The organism is Desulfocurvus thunnarius (assembly GCF_055390965.1).
Genome location: NZ_AP042411.1, coordinates 2,681,288 through 2,699,581, shown reverse-complemented (window position 1 = coordinate 2,699,581; position 18,294 = coordinate 2,681,288). Strand labels below are relative to the sequence as shown.

Sequence of the window (18,294 nt, the reverse complement as noted above, 5' to 3'; positions counted from 1 at the left end):
TTTCTTCATGCCCGGCCCAAAGCGCGGACCAGGAAGCCTCAGCCCTCCAGGGCCGGGGGGGCCGGGCGGCCGAAGGGCAGGTAGGCGGCGGGCATCTTGTCCTTGAGGCCCACGCCCGACAGGCCCAGGGCCAGGGATTCTTCCAGCAGGTAGGCCAGCTTGCGCACGGCTTCCTCCTGGCTCAGGCCGCCGGGGCGCACGTTGGAGATGCAGTTGCGGGCTTCGTCCGTGGCGCCGGGGCGCGGGCCGTGGGTCAGGTAGATGCCCAGGGAGTTGGGCGACGTGAGCCCCGGGCGCTCGCCGATAAGGATCACCGCAACCCGGGCGCCGAGCAGGGCGCCCACCTCGTCGGCCACGGCCACCCGCGCGTTTTCCACCAGACACACCGGGCCCACGCAAAGCCCCGCCCCGCGCAGCACGGGCACCAGACGACGCACCAGAGGCCCGGCGGTTTCATGCACCGCGCGCGAGGACAGGCCGTCGCCGACCACCAGGACCACGTCCGGGGCAGCGCCCGGAGCGACATGGAGGGCGGCACCGGAGGCCGCACCATCCGCTCCCCCGGCTCCGCCCGCCGCGCGCGCCGCCAGCAGTTCCCGCGAAGCGTCGCCCAGGCGGCGGCCCTTGTCCGGGCGGGTCAGATATTCGCCGCGGTCGGCCACGGCGCTTTGCAGGCGCAGGCATTCCAGCCCGGCCCCTTCCAGCTCCCCGGCCAGTTCGGCCACTCGAAAGGGCTGCCACACGGCGTCGCGGGCCTGGGCGTGCGCCAGGCGGAAGGCCAGGCTCTCGGCCAGGGGCAGGCTGACCCCGCAACGGCCCAGGCTGATGCGCGCCTCGGTGAAGCGGCGCAGTTCGCTCCAATGGTCGGGGGTGATGATCGGCCCGGTCGTGCTCATGCCCCGCCCTCCCCTGCGGCGCCGCCCTCCTGCGTGGCCCCGGCCTCGCGCGGCAGGGCCAGGAGCGCGTTTTCCGCGCTCATGGGCAAAAGCCGCCCGGCGGCGTCGTGGACGCCCAGGGCCTCCAGCCACTCCTGGAACTCCGGCGCCGGGCGCAGGCCCAGCAGACGGCGCAGGTAGCAGGCGTCGTGGAACGACGTGGACTGATAGTTGAGCATGATGTCGTCGGCCCCGGGCACGCCCATGATGAAATTGCAACCCGCCGCGCCGAGCAGGGTCAGCAGGGTGTCCATGTCGTCCTGGTCGGCCTCGGCGTGGTTGGTGTAGCAGATGTCCACGCCCATGGGCAGGCCGAGCAGCTTGCCGCAGAAGTGGTCCTCCAGCCCGGCGCGCTGGATCTGCTTGCCGTTGTAGAGATATTCCGGGCCGATGAAGCCGACCACGGTGTTGACCAGCAACGGGCGGAAACGCCGGGCCACGGCGTAGGCCCGGGCTTCCAGGGTCTGCTGGTCCACCCCGTGGTGGGCCCCGGCGGACAGGGCGCTGCCCTGCCCGGTCTCGAAGTACATCACGTTGTCGCCCACGCTGCCCCGGCCCAGGGCCAGGGTGGCCTCGTGGGCCTCCTCCAGCAGGGCCAGGGAGATGCCGAAGCTGGCGTTGGCCCGCTCGGTCCCGGCGATGGACTGAAAGCACAGGTCCACGGGCACGCCCTTTTCGATGGCCTCCATGGTCGTGGTCACGTGGGTCAGCACGCAGCTTTGGGTCGGCACCTTGTGGCGCTGGATGAGCCCGTCGAGCATGAAGAGCAGCCGGGAGATGTTCTCCAGGTTGTCCGTGGCCGGGTTGATGCCGATGACGGCGTCGCCGCAGCCGTAGCACAGCCCGTCCAGGGTCGAGGCGGCGATGCCCTTCAGGTCGTCGGTCGGGTGGTTGGGTTGCAGGCGCACGCTGAAGGTGCCCGGCAGGCCGATGGTGTTGCGAAAGCGCGTGACCACCCGGCATTTGGACGCCGCGAGCACGAGGTCCTGCACGCGCATGAGCTTGCTGACGGCGGCGGCCATTTCGGGGGTCAGCCCCGGGGCCAGCCGGGCCAGGGCGGCGCTGTCGGCCGCGTCGGTCAGCAGCCAGTCGCGCAGCTCGCCCACGGTGAAGGAGCGCACCGGGGCGAAGGCCCGCGCGTCGTGGCTGTCGATGATCAGCCGGGTGACCTCGTCGTCCTCGTAAGGCACCACGGCCTCGTCCAGAAAGCGCGCAAGCGGCACGTCGGCCAGGGCCATCTGGGCCCGCACGCGGCTCTCCTCGTCCGGCGCGGCCACGCCCGCCAGCACGTCGCCCGAGCGCAGGGGCGTGGCCCAGGCCATAAGCTCGCGCAGGCTCCTTGTGCTTGTGCCCATGCTTCTCCTCCGGCTCGTCGCCTGTTTCCCCTTAGCCCATCGCCCCCCTGCCGCGCCAGGGCTATTTGTAATAGACCGAGGGCAGGTACAGCGCGATCTGCGGGAAAGCCATGATGATGCCCAGGCCGACGACCATGATGATCACGAAGGGCACGATGGAACTGTAGATGTCCACCAGGGTGACTTCCTTGGGGGCCATGGCCTTCATCAGGAAGAGGTTGTAGCCGAAGGGCGGGGTCATGTAGGCGATCTGGCAGGTGACGGTATACAGCACGCCGTACCACACCGGGTTGAAGCCCAGGGAGATGATCAGCGGGATGTACAGCGGGGCGACGATGACCAGCATGGCCGTGTCGTCCAGGAACATGCCCATGATGATGTAGGAGACCTGCATCATGATCAGCACGCCCCACGGGCTCAGGCCCCACTCGTCCAGGAACAGCCGGGCGATGGCATGCACGGCGCCCAGGCCGTCGAACACCGCGCCGAAGCTCATGGCCGCCAGGATGATCCACATGAACATGCAGCTCACCGAGAGGGTCAGGTGCAGGGTGTCGCGCATCATCTTGCGCGTCAGGCGGCCCTTGGCCCAGGCGGCCAGCAGCGCGGCCACCGCGCCCACGGCCGAGCTTTCCACCAGGCTGGTCACGCCCAGGATGAACAGGCCGGTGACGGAGAAGATGATCGCCAGGGGCAAAAGCCCGGCGCGCAGCAGGCGCAGCTTCTCGCGCCGGTCCACGTTGCGCTCCTCGGCGGAGAGCACCGGGCCCAACTCGGGCTGCAACCAGCAGCGCACCACGATGTAGACGACGAACAGCGCGGCCAGCAAAAGCCCGGGCAGCACCCCGGCCATCCAGAGCTGGCTCACCGGCTGGCGGGCGATCATGCCGTAAAGCACGAGCACGATGCTCGGCGGGACCATGATGCCCAGGGAGGACCCGGCCTGGATTACGCCGGTGACCATGCGCTTGTCGTAGCCGCGCTTGAGCATCTCCGGCAGGGCGATGCTGCTGCCGATGGCCATGCCCGCCACGCTCAGGCCGTTCATGGCCGAGATGGCGACCATGAGCACCACGGTGCCGATGGCCAGCCCGCCGGGCAGCGAGCCCATCCAGACGTGCAGCATCTTGTACATGTCGTTGGCGATGCCCGACTCGGACAGGATGTAGCCCATGAAAATGAACAGCGGCAGCGTCAGCAGGGGGTACCAGTTCAGCAGGGCGATGCTGGCGTTGAAGGGCATCTCGGCCCCGCCGTCGCCCCACAGGCACAGGGAAAAGAGGGCCGCGATGAAGCCGATGGCCCCGAACACGCGCTGCCCGGTCATGAGCATGAGCATCAGCAGCGAGAACATCAAAAGCGCGATGAGTTCGTGGCTCACGACAGCTCCTTCCCCAGGGCCTGGGCAAGATCCTTGAAGAACATGGACACCGCCTGGAGCAGCATCAGGGCGATGCCCGCGACCATGACGACCTTGATGGGCCACATGAGCGGCGCCCAGGCCGAGTAGTTGCGCTGGCCGTACTCGATGGAATAGGCGGTGCTGGAAACGCCGCCGTAGAGCAGCACGCCCAGGTAGAACAGCAGGAACAGGGAGGTCACCGAGTCCATCACGCCACGCTTGCGCGGGGTCCAACTGCCGTAGAACACGTCCATACGCACGTGGGCGTGCAGGAGCATGGAGAATGCGCCACCGAGCATGTAGTACGCGGACATGGTGAACTGCGCCGACTCGACGGCCCACAGCAGCGGGTAATTGAACACGGTGCGCGTGATGGATGACAAGAGCAGGATGGCCATCATGGCGAAGACCAGATACAGCGTCGCCTGACCGACGCGGGTGCTGATGGCGTCCATGTAACGAACGTAAAGTCGGATTGCTTTGGGCAAGGTCTCTTGCTCTCTGCTTGGGGGTTGCGGGGGGAAAAGGAAGCGGGCCCGGGCCCGGCAAAACGCCGGGCCCGGGCCGGGCGCGGCTAGCTGCGGTAGGGCGGGCCGGCCAGCTTCATGGTCTCGACGTAATCCTTGAGGATGGAGACGACCTTGGCGCTTCTGGGGCTCTGGGTGGCGATCTCGTCCCAGAACTTGATGGCCTCGTCCTCCACGATCTTCCACTCGCTCTCGGGGATGGAGGTCAGCTTCAGCTTGCCGCCCTTGGTACGGTAGTGGGCCTCGCCCCACCAGTACCAGTGCAGGCGGTAGTAGTGCGAGCTGTCCATGGACATGCGGAAGAGCGTCTTCAGGCGGTCGGGCAGGGCGTCCCACTTGTCGGAGTTGGCGAAGTAGGACCCGGCCCAGGCGCCGGAAATGTTGTTGGTCAGGTAGTAGTTGGTCACGTTGGCCCAGCCGACGGTGTAGTCCTCGGTGATGCCCGACCAGGCGATGCCGTCCAGCTCGCCGGTCTGCAGGGCGACCTCCACGTCCTCCCAGGGCAGGGTCACGGGCACCACGCCGAAGCGCTGCAGGAAGCGGCCGCCCGTGGGGAAGGTGAACACGCGCTTGCCCTTGAGGTCGGCAACGCTGTTGATGGGCTCCTTGGTGGCGAAGTTGCAGGGGTCCCACGCACCGGCGGACAGCCAGGTCACGCCCTTGACCTCGGAGTAGGCCTCCTCCCAGATTTCCTTGAGCCCGTAGTGGTTGAACAGGGTGGGCACGTCCAGGGCGTAGCGCGAGGCAAAGGGGAAATAGGCCGCGAACACGGCCACGTCCACGGGGGCGGCGATGGAGTCGTCGTCGCTCTGCACGGCGTCGATGGTGCCGCGCTGCATGGCGCGGAACAGTTCGCCTGTGGGCACGAGCTGGTCGGCGTTGTACAGCTCGATGACCATCTCGTTGTCGGCGATCTTGTTGAAGGCCTCGATCTGCGGCTTGATGACGTGTTCGGCCAGGGCGGGCCCCGCATAGGTTTGCAGGCGCCAGCGGATGGTCGTTTTCTTGCTGGCGTGGACAAAGGGCGCGTTGACCACGGCCCCGGCGGTGGCCGCGATGCCGGCGGCGCCCGCCTTCTTGATGAACTCTCTGCGTTTCATGACCGGTGTCCTCCTGGTCGGGTGTGGGGTGTGCGCGCTTCCGCCGCCCGGCGCCGCGCGCGGACCCGGCGCCGACGCGGAAGCACGCGGGCCGTTGAGCAACTATCGTTCCGGGGACGGCGGGTAAAAAATTAATCAATTATTTTATGATATTGACAGATCAAGGTCCGCGAAAGGCACGCGTGGGCGCTCCGCATGTGTGACAATTATGTCTATTTTATGGCATATTTTTGCAAATATGTTGACTACTGACTGACAAAACGCACGGCACACCGCCAGAACAATACAAAAATGTAAGTCAGCGCCATTCTTTCCCCACGCCGCCACGCGCGGCCCGGGGCCCTTGAAACCGCGCCGCACCGTGGAGGAGCCCCGCCACCGCCCCCCTGGGGCCGTGGCACAACCGGGAACGGGGGGCACACTGCTGCCCGGGCGCATGGGGCGCACCTCCAATGCTGGCTCTCCGGCTCGGCGGCGCTGGCCCCAGGCCCCGCCGCGACGGCGCAGGCGGCGGCGGGCAGCGGAAAAGCAAACGACCCGGGCCCTCCTTCGGGGGTCCGGGTCGTCGGCGCCCGTTGCTCCCGGGTCCGTGCGGGCACGCGCCCAACTCTTCTTCTCAAAAATGCAAAATCGCCCTATTCCGCGTGCCGCCCCGCCCGGCGCCGCGCGCCCCGGGGCGGGCCTCGGGAGAAAATCCTCCCGCCGCGTCGGCCTTTTCGGACAAAGGCCTCCCCGTACGCGCATCGCGCGCATTTTTTGCTCCCGCCGGTAGCCCCCGCGCGCGGATCATGGTAGACTCTATAACGGTACACCCCCTTTCCACGGGATGGCGCCGACGACATCCCGGCGCCGCCCGAAGCACCCGAGGCCGGAATGCGTTACGTCGCCGTGGTCCTGCTTTTCCTGGTCGCGGCCCTGGCCGGGCCGCTGCCAGGCCGCGGCCAGCAAGGCGCCCCGCAGCAGGGCGTGACCGCCGTGGTGCTCAAGAGCATGCCGCCTTTTTTTGCCCTGGGCTCCGACGGCCAGCCCCAGGGCTTTTCCGCGGACGCCGCCCGGGCCATCGCCGAACGCGCGGGCCTGGAGATGACCTTCCTGGTGGCAGACGACTGGGCCGAGGCCCAGCGCGAGGTGCTCGAAGGCCGGGGCACGTTCATAGCCGGAATGACCCCGACCCAGGAGCGGCTGGACCGCTTCATCTTCACCTCGCCCATTTTCGTTTCCCCGACATGCCTGATGGTGCGCGCCAACGACAAGACCATCAAAACCCTGGACGATCTCCAGGGCCGGACCCTGGGCATTCTGCGCGGCAGCCTGCGCCCCGAGGAACTGACCCGCGTGCCCGATATCTGGATTCGCGACTACACCAGCCCGCAACACTACCTCGTCGACCTGCTCTCGGGCAACCTGGACGCCGTGCTCGCCGGGCGCTACGAACTGGAGCACCTGACCTCCCGGGCCGGAGTGGACAATCTGGTGGCCTTCCTGGACGGGCCGACCATGGAGTACAAGCGCAGCCTGGCCCTGACCCCGGAAAACGGCGCGCTGGCCCAGCGGCTGGACGCCGCCGTGCGCGAATTCACCGCCTCGGAGCAGTACACCGTCCTGGTGGAGCGCTGGTACGGCAAGCCCCGGCATTTCTGGACGGAGGGGCGCGTGGCCGCCACGGTGGGCGCCGTCCTGGCCGGTGCGATCCTGGTGGCCCTGGCCCTGCACTACCACCTGACCCTGCGCCTGAACGACCGCCTGGCCGCCGCGCTGGACGACAGCCGCCGCAAGACCGGCGAGCTGACCCGCAGCCGCGATCTCTTCCGCCATCTGGTGGAGAACATCCGCCACGTCTTCTGGATGCGCGACCTGACCACCGGCAGGATCATCTACGCCAGCCCGGCCTATGAGGACATCTCGGGCCGCAGCGTCCAGAGCCTGTACGACGACCCGACGTCCTTCCGGGCCATGATCCACCCCGACGACGCCCCGCATGTGGCCCGGGCCCTGGACGCGCTCTACGAACAAGGCACGCCCCTGGAGGCGGAGATGCGCATCGTCGCGACCTCCGGCGAAGTGCGCTGGGTCGGGGCCCGTGCCTTCCGCCTGCCCGCGGCGGACAGCCTGCCCGAGCGCACCGTGGGGTTCCTGGAAGACATCACCGCAAGCAAAACCGCGAGCCTGGCCCTGCAGGAGAGCGAAAGACTGTTCCGGGCGCTGTTCATGGACAGCAGCGTGATCATGCTCCTGCTGGCGCCGGACACAGGGCGCATCGTGGAGGCCAACCACGCGGCCAGCGCCTACTACGGCTGGAGCCGCGACGAACTCAAGGCCATGAGCGTCACGGACATCAACACCCTGCCCCCGGAGGAGCTCCGGGCCGCCATGGCCCAGGCCCGCACCGAAAACAAATGCTTCTTCTCCTTCCGCCACAGGCTGGCCCACGGCGAGACGCGCGACGTGGAGGTCTACACCGGCCCGGTGTCCATTCAGGGCCGGGAGGCGCTCTACTCCTGCATCATCGACGTGACCGAGCGGCGCAAGGCCCAGGCACTGCTGCGCCGCAGCGAGGAATTCCAGCGGGCCATCGTCTCCTGCTCGCCCGTGGCCCTCTACAGCGTGGGCACGGACTGCCGCGTGCTGTCCTGGAACGCCTCGGCCGAGCGCATTTTCGGCTGGACGGCCGAGGAGGTCCTGGGCAAACCCCTGCCCATCGTGGACGACGACCAGCAGGAGGAATTCCGCAGCCTCCGGGAGCGGGTTCTGGCCGGCGAGCTCCTCTCCGGGCTGGAACTGACCCGCCGCCGCAAGGACGGCTCGTCCATCCACATCAGCCTGTCCTCCGCCGCCATCTGGAGCGGCGGCGTGCCCATCGGCATCCTGGGCGCCGCACAGGACATCACCGCCCGCAAGCAGGTGGAAAAGGACCTGCTTCAGGCCAAGGAGGCCGCCGAGGCCGCCAGCCAGGCCAAAAGCGAGTTCCTGGCCAACATGAGCCACGAAATCCGCACGCCCCTCAACGGGCTCATGGGCATGCTCCAGCTCCTGGAATCCACGGCCCTGCGGGGGGAGCAGGGCGAATACGTGGACCTGGCCAAGCAGTCCTGCACGCGCCTGACCCGGCTGCTCTCGGATATCCTGGACCTTTCGCGCGTGGAGGCGGGCAAGCTGAACATCCAGGCCAAACCCTTCTCCCTGACCGCCGTGATGGACCAGATCAAGGGCATCTTCCGGCCCCTGGCGCGCCAGTCGGGTCTGAAATTCCACTGCCATGTGGACGCCGCCGTGCCGCGAACCCTCGGGGGCGATGAGGTGCGCCTGATGCAGGTGCTCATGAATCTGCTGGGCAACGCCTTCAAGTTCACTCCCACCGGGAGCGTGACCCTGGAGGCCTACCGTCTGCCGCCCCGCGCCCCCGGGCAGTGCCGGGTGCTCTTCAGCGTGGCCGACACGGGCATCGGCATTCCCGAAGAGGACATCGAACGGCTTTTCAAACCCTTTTCGCAAATCAGCGAGGGCTTCACGCGCAGATACCAGGGCGCCGGGCTGGGGCTGGTCATCTGCAAACGGCTGGTGGAACTCATGGGCGGCAGCATCGCCGTGGACAGCGAGCCCGGCCTGGGCACGACCATGTTCTTCTGTTGCACCTTCCGCGCCCAGGAGGAGCCCGTCCTGGCCGCTCCGGCCCCGGCGGCGTCCCCGGGCCCGCCCCTGGAGGGCGCCCGGGTGCTCGTCGCCGAGGACGACCGGGTCAACGGCCTGGCGGCGGCGCGGCTGCTGGAGAAGGCCGGAGCCCGGCCCACGGTGGTCGGCGACGGCAGCCAGGCCCTGGAGGCTCTGGGCCGCGAGCCCTTCGACCTGGTGCTCATGGACGTGCAGATGCCCGTGCTGGACGGCGTGGAAGCCACGCGGGCCATCCGCAACGGCCAGGCCGACGAGGCCGCCCGGGGCATACCCATCGTCGCCATGACGGCCTACGCCATGGCCGGGGACAAGGAAAACTTCCTGGCGGCGGGCATGGACGGCTACGTGTCCAAACCCGTGGACCCGGATGAACTGACCCGGGTCATCCGGGAAACGCTGGCCAGGGGCGGCGGCTGGCACAGGGCCGGGGACCGGGGGTGAAAAAAGACGGGGGACGGCAACTGCCGTCCCCCGCCGTTTGCGTTTCCGGCCGGGCGGCGCCCGGGGCGGGCGCCGCGCCGCGTCAGGCCGCGGGCCCGGCCGCGTGCAGCCGCACCCAGCCCGCGTAGGCGTCCATCCAGTGTTGCAGGAACTCCCTGCTCCCGGCGCCGATGGCGCCGCTTGCGTCGAAGAGCCCGTCCTTGGCCTGGACGAAGGCCTCGGGCTGGCCCAGGGTCGGCACGTCCAGGTAGGCCAGCACGTTGCGCAGGTGCTGCTGGGCCAGGGCCGTGCCGACGGCCCCGATGGACACGCCCAGCACCCCGGCGGGCTTTCCGGCCCAGGCGCTGTCGCCGTAGGGGCGCGAGGCGTGGTCGATGGCGTTCTTGAGCACCCCGGGGATGGAGCGGTTGTACTCGGGCGTCACGAACAGCAGGCCGTCGGCCTCGCGGATCTGCTCCTTGATCCGCCGCACCGGCGCGGCCTGATCGGCGTCGTCGTCCTGATTATAGAGCGGCAGGTCGTCCAGGCGCACGGTGTTGAAAACGAAATCCGACGGAGCCAGTCGAACCAGCCCCTCGGCCAGCCTGCGGTTGAAGGAATCCTTGCGCAGGCTGCCCACAATGACGGCGATGGTATAGGTCTTCACGATTGTTTCCTCGTTTTTCGGAGTGATGACGGAAGGGATTTTCCCATTTGCCAAGTATGGCATACCCGGCAAAGGAAGGCAACGCGGACCGGGGCCACGGCAGCCACGGCGGCCGGGCCCGGTATGCGGGCCCTCACGGGCGCCCCCAGGCGGCGACCTGCCGCGCCCGCAAAAGAGTCCGGACCGCGTGAGCATACGAGGGGCACTGCGCGTCCCGGCTTTCCCCGCGTCTTGCTTCTCCCGTTTTTAATCGCCCTGCGGGTTTCGGTTTTCCCGACAGTCCGTCAGCGGCCTTCGGCGAGCTTCATGAGCACCAGCCCGGCGACGATGAAGCCCGCCGCCAGCAGACGCAGGCCGGAAACCTGCTCGCCCAGCGCCACAACGCCCACCGCAAACGCGCCCACGGCGCCGATTCCGGTCCAGACCATGTAGGCCGTGCCCAGGGGCAGGGAGCGCATGGCCAGGGCGAGCAGCCCGAAGCTGGCAGCCATGGCCACAAGGGTGGCAAGAGACGATTCCAGACGAGTAAACCCGTTGGATTGCTTCAGGAAATAAGCCCACACGACTTCCAGGACACCGGCACAGACAAGCAGAAACCAGGACATGCGGTTCTCCGTTCCGAAGAGCCGGGCCGTCCCGGACAGTGCAACCCGAAATGGGGGAGGACGTGGCCTCGCTGGAACCCGACGGCGGACCGCCGCCAGGCGACGCGCACGGGGGGAAGGACTGGCGGAGGGGGAGGGATTCGAACCCCCGGACAGGTTGCCCCGTCAGCGGTTTTCAAGACCGCCTCCTTCAACCGCTCGGACACCCCTCCGCAGGGCGGTCAGCATAGGCAAGGGGGCAGGGGTTGTAAAGAAAACCGTACCGCGGGCGGGGCAGGTTTCGGGAGGCCGCCGGGGTTACCCTCGGGGCGGTTTTCGCGTAGAAACGGGCGCGAAGGGTCGGCGCGGCGCCGCGCCCGAAACCGGCGGCATCCCGCGCGCCAAGGGCCACCGCATGGGCGTTTCCCTGGTCAGTTACACCTACAACGACGCGCATCTCGCCCTGGAATTGCTCGAACAGGTCCGCACCTGGACCATCCGGCCCCGGGAAACCGTCCTCGTGGACGACGGCTCCCGGCCGCCCTTTCCCCCGCGCCCGGGCGTCGTCCTCGTGGCCCACGCCGCCAACAGGGGCGCCGGGGTCGCCAAGCAGGCGGGCATTTCCCGTTGCACGCAGGATGCGATCCTGTCCCTGGACTGCGATGTCCGCCCCCCTGCGGACTGGCTCGAACACGCCCTGCCCCTGCTTGATGAACCCGGCGTGGGCCTTGTGGGCGCGCCCATGCACCCGGCAGCGGGCGACAGCCTCTCGGCGCGCTATGAGCAGGCTTTCTGCGGCTACTATGAACAGGCGGACGCCCCCGGTTTCCTCTCGGGCGGCATCTGGCTGCTGCGCCGCGCCACCTGGCTCGCCCTGGGCGGCTTCGGCGGCTACGAGGCGAAGACCTACGAAGACCACCACTTCTGCCGCCGCGTACGCGAGGCGGGGCTCACGTTGCGCAACTACCGCCACCACAGCCCCGTGACCCTGGTCCGCAGGATGCACTATACGGACATCGTGGCCCGCTACTGGGCATGGTCGCAGCCCAAAAGCATCACCATGGAACAGTTCCGCATCTGCGACATCGTGCTGGCGGAAGACGCCCTGGCGCGCATGGAACAGGCCCTGGGCATCTCCCGCCCCGAGTTTCTGTACGTGGACTTCCTGATGGCCATCCACTGCTACCTGCGCCTCGCGCACATGGCCGGTGCGAGCCCGGCCGGGCCGCTGTTCCGGCTTCTGGCCGGGCGGCTGCCGGAGTCGTCCAGAAAAACCCGGGCCCTACTCGCGGCGGACCTGCAACGGCTGGGCCACGACCTCACCCCTGGCCCGGGCCACACCCCGCCGGACCTCGGCGCGCCCCTGGCCGCCCTGTTCGCCGCAGCCATCCTGCGCACCATCGAAAGCACGCTGCTGCCCGCCATGCAGGAGGCCGGACGCCGCTTCGACTACAGCTTTTACCGGGACCTGTAGCCCCCCGGAGGACGCCCCGCCGCCGGGGGCGGTTGCCCGCCGGGAGGAAAACCTGTAGGTTGCGAGCATCGGACCCATGCACGCCGGACCAGACGGCACGCACAGCGCGTGGCCGCCGCCCGGCGCCCCCCGGCCATCCGGCCCGCAAGCACACTCCGGGACACCCCGGAAAATCCCAGGAGATCCCATGCCCCAAGCCAAAGACGGCGACAGCGTTTCCGTCCACTACACCGGCACCCTGGACGACGGCACCCTGTTCGACACCTCGCGCCAGCGCGAACCCCTGGAATTCACCATCGGCTCGGGCATGGTCATCCCCGGGTTCGAGAAGGCCGCCATGGGCATGAGCGTCGGCGAGTCCAAGAAATTCACCATCCCCTGCGCCGAAGCCTACGGCGAGCACAGCGCGGAGCTGATCTACGTGGTGGACCGCGCCGAACTGCCCGAAGGCGTGGAACCCGCCCCGGGCATGGCCCTGGAGGCCCAGGGCCCCGACGGCCAGCCCTTCCGCCTGAACGTCACCGCCGTGGACGAAGGCACCGTGACCCTGGACGCCAACCACCCCCTGGCGGGCCAGGACCTGACCTTCGAAATCGAACTGATGGCCATCGGCTGAGGCCGGGCCCATGCGCACCCTTTCCGGCCCGGAGCGCCCGGCGCGGCTCCGGCGCACCCCCGGCGCGCCGCGGTCCCTTGCCCTGCGTGGCCTGCGGCGCCTCGGGGCTGCGGCCGCCCTGCTGGCCCTGGCCCTGCTCCTGGCCCCGGGGGCGGGCGCCCGGGCCCGCGCAGCCGACCGCCCCGCCCCGGCAACCGCCAGCCTCCAGGAGGCTCCCATGCCCGCTTCCCGCCCCGTGACGCTGCTGGCCGTGGGCGACAGCCTCACGGCGGGCTACGGCCTGCCCGTCTCCGCCGCCCTGCCCGCCGTGGTGGAGGGCCTGCTGCGCCGGGAGGGCCTGGACGTGCGCATCGTCAATGCGGGCGTGTCCGGCGATACGACCTCGGGCGGGTTGGCCCGGCTGCCCTGGCTGCTGGAGGAGCGCCCGGACTGCGCCTGGCTGGAGCTGGGCGCCAACGACGGCCTGCGCGGCCAGGACCCGGCACTCATGGAAGCCAACCTGGACGCCATGCTGGAGCTGTTCCGGGCCAAGGGCGTGCCCGTGCTGCTCATCGGCATGCGCGCCCTGGAAAACTACGGCGCGGACTACGCCGCGCGCTTCGACGCCGTGTTCCCCCGGGTGGCCGCGCGCCACGGCGTGGCCCTGCATCCCTTCCTGCTGGAAGGCGTGGCCCTCGACCCGGCCCTGAACCAGGACGACGGCATCCACCCCAACGAGCGCGGGGTGGCCATCATCGCCCGGGCCCTGCTGCCCCGGGTGCGCGCCCTGGTCCAGGCGGCGGCCCGGCCCTAGCGCCGGGGCGGTCCCGCCCGAAAACGAGCCCCCGCGCGAGGTCTTCGCGCGGGGGCCCGTTGTTTTCCGCCTCGCAGCCGGACGGCCCGGCCCGACGATACCTACTCGTTGCGCAGCACACCCCAGGCGCTGCCGCGCAGGGCCCGGCGCACGCCGAGCAGCCCGAGCAGCACCGTGGCCGCCACGCCGCCGACGGTAATGGCCAGCAGGGGCAGGGGCAGGAACACCCAGCCACGGTGCAGCGCCCCGGCCACGAAGGCCCAGGAGCCCGCAAGCCCCAGCAGCGCCGCCAGCGCCGCCGCCGCCGCGCCCAGGATGGCGAACTCCAGCACCAGGGCGGTCATGATGTCGCGCCGGGTGGCGCCCAGCACCTTGAAGACCACGGCGTCGTAGTGCCGCGCGCGCAGGTTGGCGCGCATGGCCTCGGCCAGCACCAGCAGCCCGGCCACCAGGGCCAGGGCCGCCGCCGCGCCCACGGCCAGCCCCACGTCGTCGACCATCTGGCCCAGGTTCTCCAGCACCTCGCGCATGGAAATGGCCACCACCTCGGGGAAGGCTCCGGTCACGGCGCGGAACAGGGCCGTCTCCTGCTCGCGGTCGGCGTAGGCCGTGGCGATCCAGGTATAGGGCGCGCCGTCGAGCACGCCGGGGGAGAAGATGATCGTGTGGTTCAGGCCGCCGGTGGTCCAGTCGATGCGCCGGGTGCAGGCCACGGTGCCCGTGATGCGCCGCCCGAGCACGTTGACCGTCAGCGTGTCGCCCACGGCCATGCCGAAGCCCCGGCAGACGCGCTCGTCCAGGCAGATGAGCGGCGGGCCCGCGTAGTCCGGCGCCCACCACGCGCCCTGGGTCAGCTCCACGCCCTCGGGCCTGGGCCCGGCGAAGGTCAACCCCCGGTCCGAGCGCAGGGCCCAGGCCACGTCGGGGTCCACGTCCACCGTGTCGGCCTCGCGGCCGTCGATTTCCACGATGCGGCCCCGGATGGAGGGCTGCTTTTCCATGCGCGAAACGCCGGGCACGTCCAGGGCCATGCGTTCCAGGGCCTCCATGCGCCCGCGCGGGATGTCGATGAAAAAGAACGACGGCGCCGTGCTCGGGGTCTGGCGGGCGATGATGTCGCGGATGTTGCCCTCGGCCAGGGCCACGGCCACCAGCACCGTGAGCCCCAGACCCAGGGAGAAGATGACGCTGGCCGTGGCCGCGCCCGGGCGGTGCAGGTTGGCCAGGGCCTGGCGCAGGCGCGGGCTGGCCGGGCGCGGCAGGCGCGCGGCCGCGCGGCGCACCAGCCCGGCCCAGAGCCAGAGCACGACCACGCTGCCCAGGGCACCCGCCGCGAAACCCAGGGCCACGCCCCGGTCCTCGCTGGTGGCGAGCAGCAGCGCCGTCAGCGCCAGGACCACCAGCGCGCAGGCCGCCAGCGTGCCCCGGCCCGGGCGGCGCGTCCCGGTGTCGGCATAGCCCCGGAACAGCCGCGCGGGCGAGGTCAACCCCGCGGCGGACAGCGGCCATAGCGAGAACGCCAGGGCCGTCAGCAGCCCGTAGGCCACGGCCAGCAGCGCCGGGAACTGCGCCGTGGTCCTGGCCAAAGGCACGCCCAGGCGCAGCGCCAGGGGCCCGGCCCCGGCCCAGGCCGCAATCCAGCCCACCAGGGCTCCGGCCGCGCTGCCCGCCAGGGCCAGGGCCATAACCTGCACGAAATAGACGCCGGTCACCAGCCGCCGCGAGGCGCCCAGGGCCTTCATCACGGCGATGGACCGCTGGCGCCCGGCCAGGAACGCGCGCACCGCCCCGGCCACGCCGATGCCGCCCACCAGCAGCGTGGCCAGCCCGACCAGGGTCAGGTACTGGGCCACGTCGTCCAAAAGCCAGGTCAGCCGCGTGGCGGCCTTGTGGAAGGTGCGCACGCGAAAGCCGCCGTCGGGATGGGCCGCCAGCACCTCGGCGCCCAGGGCCTCGGCCCGGGCGGGGTCCGGCTCCTCGCCGGGCAGGCGCAGGTTGTACACGTAGTGCGCCAGCGTCCCGGGGCGGACGACCCCCGAGGCCGCCAGGGCCTCAAGGCCGACGATGAGCCGGGGCCCCAGGGCCCAGAACTGGCCGACCCGGTCCGGCTCCTGGCGGATGATGCCCGTGAGCACGAACTCGGCGCCGCCCACGCGCACCACGTCGCCCAGCAGCAGGTCCAGCCGCTCCAGCAGCGCCTGCTCGGCCACGGCGCCGGGCAGGCCGTCGCGCCCGGCCAGGGCCTCGGCCAGCCCGAAGCCGCCCATCAGCTCGAATTTCCCGTACAGCGGGTAGGCCCCGTCCACGGCCTTCAGTTCCGCCAGGGCCGAGCCCTGGCCCGACCGGGGCCGGACCATGACCCGCATGTCCACCTGGCGCGAGAGGTCGCCCCGGGCTTCCAGGGCCCGGGCCACGGCGGAGTCCACGGGCACATGGGAGCGCACGAGCTGCACGTCGCCGCCCAGGATGGCCTGGGCGTTGGCCGCGAGCCCGCCGCCGACCCCGGCGGCGAAGGTGCCCACGGCGGCGATGGCCGCCACGCCCAGGGCCAGACAGGCCAGGAACACGCCCAGGCCCCGCGTGCCGCCGCGCATCTCGCGCCGGGCCAGCCGCAGGGCCAGGCCCAGTTCGCCGGGCAGGCTCATGCCCCGGGCTCCGCGCCCTGGCCCAGGCGCCCGCCGTGCATGTGCACCGTGCGGGCGCAGCGCGCGGCCAGGCCCATGTCGTGGGTGATGAGCACCAGGGTCACGCCGCGCCGCTCGCGCAGCTCGAACAGCAGGTCGGCCACCCGGGCGCCGGTGTCCTCGTCCAGGTTGCCCGTGGGCTCGTCGGCCAGAAGCAGGCGCGGCCCGGGGGCGAAGGCCCGGGCGATGGCCACCCGCTGCTGCTCGCCGCCGGAGAGTTCGGCGGGGTAGTGCCCGGCGCGGGCCTCCAGGCCCACGGCGGCCAGGCTCTCCCGGGCGCGGTCCCAGGCGTCGGGGCTGCCCGCGAATTCCAGGGGCAGGGCCACGTTTTCCAGGGCCGTCATGGTCGGCACCAGATGGAAGGCCTGGAAGACCACGCCCACGGCCCCGCGCCGGAAGCGCGCCAGGCCGTCCTCGTCCAGGGCGCGCAGGTCGCGCCCGTCCACCACCACCCGGCCCGAAGTGGCCCGCTCCAGCCCGGCCATGACCATGAGCATGGTCGTCTTGCCCGCGCCCGAGGGCCCGGCCACGCCCAGAGTCTCCCCGGCGGCCACGGTCAGGTCCACCCCGCGCAGCACGTCCACCGCGCCCGCGCCGCCGACCAGCGTCAGGCGCACGTCCTCAAGCTCCACCATGTTCCGGCCCGGTTCGGCCATGGGCAAATCTCCTTGGTTGCGGGCGCCAGCAAAGGCCGCGCCCGGCCTCCGGCCCCCGGCGCGGCAGTCCATCCTTCATGCGTGGCGAACTCCCCTGAACTGGTGTATACCCCAGGCCAAGGCCTGGGAAAAGCCGTTTCTGCGCGCCTTTCCCGGTGGTGCCCCCGCGCCGCAGTCCAAGCAAACCCGTCCCATCCGGAGGTCCACATGAAGGTCGTGGCATTCAACGGCAGCGCCCGCAAGAAAGGCAACACCCAGCATCTCATCGACCACGTGCTCAGGGAACTGGGTACCCACGGCATCGACACCGAATCGGTTTCCCTGGCGGGGCATTCCATACGCGGCTGCGTGGCCTGCCTCAAATGCTTCACCAACCAGGACAAGCGCTGCGCCGTGGACGTGGATTTCGTGAACGACTGCGTGGAGAAGATGCTCGGGGCCGACGGGATCATCCTGGCCTCGCCCACCTATTTCGCCAACGTCTCTGCGGAGATGAAGGCGCTCATCGACCGCGCGGGCATGGTCGCCAAGGCCAACGGCGACATGTTCGCACGCAAGGTCGGCGCCTCGGTGGTGGCCGTGCGCCGGGGCGGGGCCATCCAGGTCTTCAACGCCCTGAACGCCTTCTTTCTCATCGGCCAGATGATCGTGGTGGGGTCGAACTACTGGAACATGGGCATCGGCCTGAACCGGGGCGACGTGGACGACGACCTGGAAGGCGTGCAGACCATGCAGAACCTGGGCCGCAACATGGCCTGGGCCATGCGGCGGCTGCGCGACTGAACGCCCGGGAGCCTACGCCCCCAGGCCCAGGAAATTGCGCACGCCGGTGAACACGATCTGGGCCGCCAGGGCCGAGAGAATCAGGCCCGTGAGCTTGGTCAGGATTTCGATGCCCATGTGCCCGAGCAGGCGCCGGACGTGGGCCGAAAGCACCAGCACCACGCCCATGCAGGCCACGGCGGCCAGCAGCGCCCCGCTGCCCACCAGCCGGTCCTGCGCGGGCATGGACGCACCCATGACCAGCAGCGCGCCCGTGGTGGCCGGGCCCACGGCGATGGGAATGGCCAGGGGCACCACACTGATGTCGCCCTCGCCCTGCCCGGCGTCGGCCCCGGGCCGCCCGCGCACCAGCGACACGGCCGAGAGAAACAGCAGCGCTCCCGCGCCGATGCGGAAGCTGTCCACCGTGATGCCGAAAACCTCGAAAATGGCGTTGCCGAAGTAAAACAACACCATGGTGACCACGGCCACGGCCAGGGTCACGCGCACGGCGGTCAGCCGCCGCTCGCGCGCGCCCATGCCCTTGGTCAGCGCCAGGAACATGGACAGCACGAAGAACGGCGTCAGCAAAAAGAAGAACTTGATGAACACACTCAGGAACAAAGGCACGGCAACCTCCAGAAATGTGA

Annotated in this window: 15 protein-coding genes and 1 tRNA gene; 5 read left to right on the top strand and 11 right to left on the bottom strand. The window is 70.1% G+C overall.

Annotated elements, in window-relative coordinates; all coding sequences use genetic code 11:
• Positions 1-38: 38 nt before the first annotated feature.
• The 5 genes from eutC to ACZ5KV_RS11765 all read right to left on the bottom strand — a co-directional run bounded on the left by eutC (position 39) and on the right by ACZ5KV_RS11765 (position 5,319).
• Positions 39-896 carry an ethanolamine ammonia-lyase subunit EutC gene (gene eutC, locus ACZ5KV_RS11785; protein WP_464239501.1) on the bottom strand — a complete coding sequence of 286 codons (858 nt, stop codon included), beginning with the start codon at positions 894-896 and terminating at the stop codon, positions 39-41.
• Positions 893-2,290, bottom strand: coding sequence for an ethanolamine ammonia-lyase subunit EutB (locus ACZ5KV_RS11780; protein ID WP_464239500.1), 1,398 nt, complete (start codon positions 2,288-2,290; stop codon positions 893-895). Before ACZ5KV_RS11780 ends, eutC begins: the two co-directional genes overlap by 4 nt.
• Before the next feature lie 61 nt (positions 2,291-2,351).
• Complete coding sequence (locus ACZ5KV_RS11775) at positions 2,352-3,671, bottom strand: TRAP transporter large permease (RefSeq protein WP_464239499.1); 1,320 nt, start codon at positions 3,669-3,671, stop codon at positions 2,352-2,354.
• On the bottom strand, positions 3,668-4,180 hold the full coding sequence (locus ACZ5KV_RS11770; protein WP_464239498.1) for a TRAP transporter small permease subunit: 513 nt from the start codon (positions 4,178-4,180) through the stop codon (positions 3,668-3,670). Before ACZ5KV_RS11770 ends, ACZ5KV_RS11775 begins: the two co-directional genes overlap by 4 nt.
• Before the next feature lie 86 nt (positions 4,181-4,266).
• A complete protein-coding gene (locus ACZ5KV_RS11765; protein ID WP_464239497.1) occupies positions 4,267-5,319 on the bottom strand; it encodes a TRAP transporter substrate-binding protein in 1,053 nt (350 codons plus the stop codon).
• A gap of 873 nt (positions 5,320-6,192) precedes the next feature.
• On the opposite strand from ACZ5KV_RS11765, the gene ACZ5KV_RS11760 reads away from it, so the two are divergent.
• Positions 6,193-9,429 carry a PAS domain S-box protein gene (locus ACZ5KV_RS11760; protein ID WP_464239496.1) on the top strand — a complete coding sequence of 1,079 codons (3,237 nt, stop codon included), beginning with the start codon at positions 6,193-6,195 and terminating at the stop codon, positions 9,427-9,429.
• Positions 9,430-9,511: 82 nt separating this feature from the next.
• Here the strand turns inward: ACZ5KV_RS11760 and ACZ5KV_RS11755 are convergent, their stop codons facing one another.
• The 3 genes from ACZ5KV_RS11755 to ACZ5KV_RS11745 form a co-directional block, all read right to left on the bottom strand.
• The gene (locus ACZ5KV_RS11755) at positions 9,512-10,075 is read right to left on the bottom strand and encodes an NADPH-dependent FMN reductase (RefSeq protein WP_464239495.1); all 564 of its coding nucleotides are present in this window, start codon (positions 10,073-10,075) and stop codon (positions 9,512-9,514) included.
• A 284-nt stretch (positions 10,076-10,359) separates the two neighbouring features.
• Positions 10,360-10,680 carry a DMT family transporter gene (locus tag ACZ5KV_RS11750; RefSeq protein WP_464239494.1) on the bottom strand — a complete coding sequence of 107 codons (321 nt, stop codon included), beginning with the start codon at positions 10,678-10,680 and terminating at the stop codon, positions 10,360-10,362.
• Between the two features lie 122 nt (positions 10,681-10,802).
• Positions 10,803-10,892, bottom strand: a tRNA-Ser gene (locus tag ACZ5KV_RS11745).
• Between the two features lie 182 nt (positions 10,893-11,074).
• Between ACZ5KV_RS11745 and ACZ5KV_RS11740 the strand changes: the two genes are divergently transcribed.
• The 3 genes from ACZ5KV_RS11740 to ACZ5KV_RS11730 all read left to right on the top strand — a co-directional run bounded on the left by ACZ5KV_RS11740 (position 11,075) and on the right by ACZ5KV_RS11730 (position 13,542).
• Positions 11,075-12,133 carry a glycosyltransferase family 2 protein gene (locus ACZ5KV_RS11740; RefSeq protein WP_464239493.1) on the top strand — a complete coding sequence of 353 codons (1,059 nt, stop codon included), beginning with the start codon at positions 11,075-11,077 and terminating at the stop codon, positions 12,131-12,133.
• Positions 12,134-12,320: 187 nt separating this feature from the next.
• Entirely contained in the window at positions 12,321-12,749 is a 429-nt protein-coding gene (locus ACZ5KV_RS11735; protein WP_464239492.1) for an FKBP-type peptidyl-prolyl cis-trans isomerase, read from the top strand.
• 217 nt (positions 12,750-12,966) lie between these two features.
• Positions 12,967-13,542 carry an arylesterase gene (locus ACZ5KV_RS11730; protein ID WP_464239491.1) on the top strand — a complete coding sequence of 192 codons (576 nt, stop codon included), beginning with the start codon at positions 12,967-12,969 and terminating at the stop codon, positions 13,540-13,542.
• Positions 13,543-13,643: 101 nt separating this feature from the next.
• On the opposite strand, the gene ACZ5KV_RS11725 is transcribed toward ACZ5KV_RS11730, so the two are convergent.
• Both ACZ5KV_RS11725 and ACZ5KV_RS11720 read right to left on the bottom strand, forming a co-directional pair.
• Positions 13,644-16,187: an ABC transporter permease gene (locus ACZ5KV_RS11725; protein WP_464239490.1), complete on the bottom strand. Its 2,544-nt coding sequence runs from the start codon at positions 16,185-16,187 to the stop codon at positions 13,644-13,646.
• Complete coding sequence (locus ACZ5KV_RS11720; protein ID WP_464239489.1) at positions 16,184-16,882, bottom strand: ABC transporter ATP-binding protein; 699 nt, start codon at positions 16,880-16,882, stop codon at positions 16,184-16,186. The genes ACZ5KV_RS11725 and ACZ5KV_RS11720 overlap by 4 nt, the downstream gene beginning before the upstream one ends.
• Positions 16,883-17,089: 207 nt before the next feature.
• Between ACZ5KV_RS11720 and ACZ5KV_RS11715 the strand changes: the two genes are divergently transcribed.
• Positions 17,090-17,665 (top strand): flavodoxin family protein, encoded by a 576-nt coding sequence (locus tag ACZ5KV_RS11715; RefSeq protein ID WP_464239488.1) that lies wholly within the window; start codon positions 17,090-17,092, stop codon positions 17,663-17,665.
• A 12-nt stretch (positions 17,666-17,677) separates the two neighbouring features.
• Here ACZ5KV_RS11715 and ACZ5KV_RS11710 read toward each other — a convergent pair whose 3' ends face one another.
• On the bottom strand, positions 17,678-18,274 hold the full coding sequence (locus ACZ5KV_RS11710; RefSeq protein WP_464239487.1) for a MarC family protein: 597 nt from the start codon (positions 18,272-18,274) through the stop codon (positions 17,678-17,680).
• Positions 18,275-18,294: the final 20 nt, after the last annotated feature.